Consider the following 2786-nt stretch of genomic DNA (forward strand, 5'->3'; position numbering starts at 1 on the left):
TCAACTACATGCTGCGCCGCTGGTCATCCTTCGCCCGGTTCCTCGACGACGGGCGGATCTGCCTATCGAACAATGCAGCCGAGCGAGCCCTGCGCGGCATCGCAATCTCGGGGTCATTCTGCCCATGTTGGGCAGGAGGTCGAAGTCCATTATCGCTGGCATGCGTATTTCGGACGCCGGCTTCGCTGCGAGAACAGCGAAGAACGCGCCAACGGTCGGATCATTCATCTCGTCATCGTGCCTGGGCATGTCATTACCGCTCCGGCCTGGATGATAGATCCCGTGGCGTGCGCAGCAATGGATCTGGGATCCCCGCGCGCGTCGCTTGCTGCACTGCTTGAACTGAACAAGCTCTTGATCCAGCGCCGTTTCCGGCGAGGCTCTCCGGATGGTTTCATCATCGGGGAGACTCAAAATGAGAACCTTGCCGCCACCGACACGATCTCTCGTGATCGTTCGCCAGCTCAGCATGCCGCTCGACTCGCACAAGCTGGTCGGGCTGAGCGCAGCGCAACGAACGATCGTGATCGCCCGGCTCGCCAATGTGCTGATGGCCGCCGCCGGCATCGTGACGGAGGAGAGCCGCGATGACGAGCAGTAATCTGATTCCTGCCACCATCCTCAAGCGCAAGGCCGTCGTCTATGTACGTCAGTCCACGCAGGCGCAAGTGCAGCTCAATCTTGAGAGCCAGCGTCGGCAATATGAGCTTGTCGACGTCGCGCGGCGCTGGGGATTCCGCAAAGTAGAGGTGATCGACGAGGATCTGGGACGAACCGCAAGCCGGGCTGTGGAGCGTCCGGGTTTCGAGCGCCTGGTCGACGATCTGTGCACCGGTCATGTGGGCGCTGTGCTTTGCCTGGAGGCGTCCCGCCTGTCTCGCAACGGACCGGACTGGCATCGGCTGCTCGAGTTGTGCGGCGAAGTCGATGCACGGGTGATCGATCTGGACGGAGTCTACGATCCGGGGTTGCCGAACGACCGCCTGCTGCTCGGTATGAAGGGCAGCATCAGCGAGTTCGAGCTCGGGGTGCTGCGTGCCCGCATGTACGAGGCCGCCCGCGCCAAGGCACAGCGCGGGGAACTGCGCATCTCCGTGCCCTTCGGCTATGTCTGGCACCGCGATTACGGTCTGGGGTTTGATCCCGACATGCGCCTGCAGGAGACCATTCGCCTGATATTCGCGCGCTTCCGCGAACTCGGCAGTGCGCGCCAGGTCCTGATCTCGATGATCGACGATGGCGTGCATTTTCCCAGACCCTCCGACGGCAAGAAGATGGTGTCCTTCGACTGGGTTCCGATCCGCTACCGCAACGTGATCTCGATCCTGAAGAACCCATTCTACGCCGGCGCCTATGTCTATGGTAAGAGCGAGAAGCGCACCGAGATCGTCGATGGCCGCGTTCGCAAGAGCTATGGCCATTACAAGCCGGCCAGCGAGTGGGCGGTGGTGCTCAAGGAGCATCACGAAGGCTACATCGGATGGAGCGAGTACGAACGGAACCAGGAACTGCTCGCGGCCAACGCTTATGGCAAAGCCGGCGGCGTCAAGTCGGGCCGCGGCGGTCGCGCGCTGCTCCCGGGTCTTCTCTCTTGTGGTCGATGCGGGCGAAGACTGGTTGTCACGTATGCCGGACGCGGCCAAGGTTATCCGGTCTATCGCTGCGAGCGCGGCAACCTCATGATGGCACAGGCGCGATGCATGTCGTTCAACGGCTTTCGCACCGACGCGGCGGTGACCCGCGAAGCGCTGGAGGCGGTTGCGCCGATGGCGATCGAGGCGGCGTTGGAGGCTGAACAGATGCAGCTGGAGAGCGAAGCCAGGCGGCGGCAGATGATCGAGATGGACCTGCAGCAGGCACGCTATGAGGCATCGCTCGCCGAGCGCCGCTATGCCGCCTGCGACCCGGAGAACCGGCTTATAGCGGCCCAGCTCGAGAGGAACTGGGAAGCTACGCTCAGGCGCGTGGAGACCTGCGAGGCCCGGCTCAGTGAAGTCCAGCGTATGGAGCCTGTCGACGCGATCCCTGACTTCACCGGCCTCGCCCAGGATCTCGAAGCCGCCTGGAATGCGCCGGGTGTCGATATGCGCTGCCGTCAGCAACTGCTGCGCGCGCTCATCAAGGACATTGTGGCGGACGTCGATGACGACGCGCGCGATGTGATCCTGACCATCCATTGGCATGGGGGCCAGCATTCCCAGGTAAGGGTTCGCAAGCCCAAATCCGGAGAGCATGGCCAGCGTACGCCTGAGGAGGCTCTGGCGGTCATGCGATCCATGGCAACGCGATGGTCGGATGCCGAAATCGCCGCCACACTCAACCGCATGGGCATGAAGACGGGTCAGGGAAAGACCTGGACCGCGCGTCGCGTCCAATCGCTGCGCACGGTGCACAAGATCAGCGGCTATCGCTCGTCCGACAAGAATGGCGAGTGGCTCACTATGTCGGACGCGGCCGCGAAGCTTGGCGTGTCGCACGTCAAAATCCGCCGGTTCGTCAGGGACGGCCTCTTGCCCGCCGAGCAGGTCATGCGCGGCGCGCCCTACCAGATCCGCGCCAGCGACCTTGAAGATGAACGGATCAAGGCCGATTTGGCGCGCAAATCCCCGCGTATCATCAACGACGATAATCAGAAATCGCTGTTTCCCGCCATTTGAAGAGGGGATGCATAATGAATCAGTCTTCGCTCTCGGCAGAAAGTCCTGGCTGTTCTGCGGTTCCGATCGCGGCGGACAGCGCGCTGCCGTTCTCTACAGCCTGATCGTCAGCGCCAAGTTGAACGATAT

2 protein-coding genes and 1 pseudogene are annotated in these 2786 nt (G+C 62.5%); all 3 read left to right on the top strand.

Features of this window, described 5'->3' with window-relative positions:
• Positions 1–107 (top strand): annotated as a pseudogene (locus tag NKI47_RS34660) (IS66 family transposase); the annotation flags it as partial.
• Between the two features lie 308 nt (positions 108–415).
• Positions 416–601, top strand: a complete 186-nt coding sequence (locus tag NKI47_RS34665; RefSeq protein WP_147377831.1) for a hypothetical protein — start codon at positions 416–418, stop codon at positions 599–601.
• Positions 588–2657 carry a recombinase family protein gene (locus NKI47_RS34670; protein ID WP_352596291.1) on the top strand — a complete coding sequence of 690 codons (2070 nt, stop codon included), beginning with the start codon at positions 588–590 and terminating at the stop codon, positions 2655–2657. The genes NKI47_RS34665 and NKI47_RS34670 overlap by 14 nt, the downstream gene beginning before the upstream one ends.
• The last annotated feature ends 129 nt before the right edge of the window (positions 2658–2786 follow it).

Source organism: Mesorhizobium sp. M0633, assembly GCF_040320645.1.
Taxonomy (GTDB): Bacteria; Pseudomonadota; Alphaproteobacteria; order Rhizobiales; family Rhizobiaceae; genus Mesorhizobium.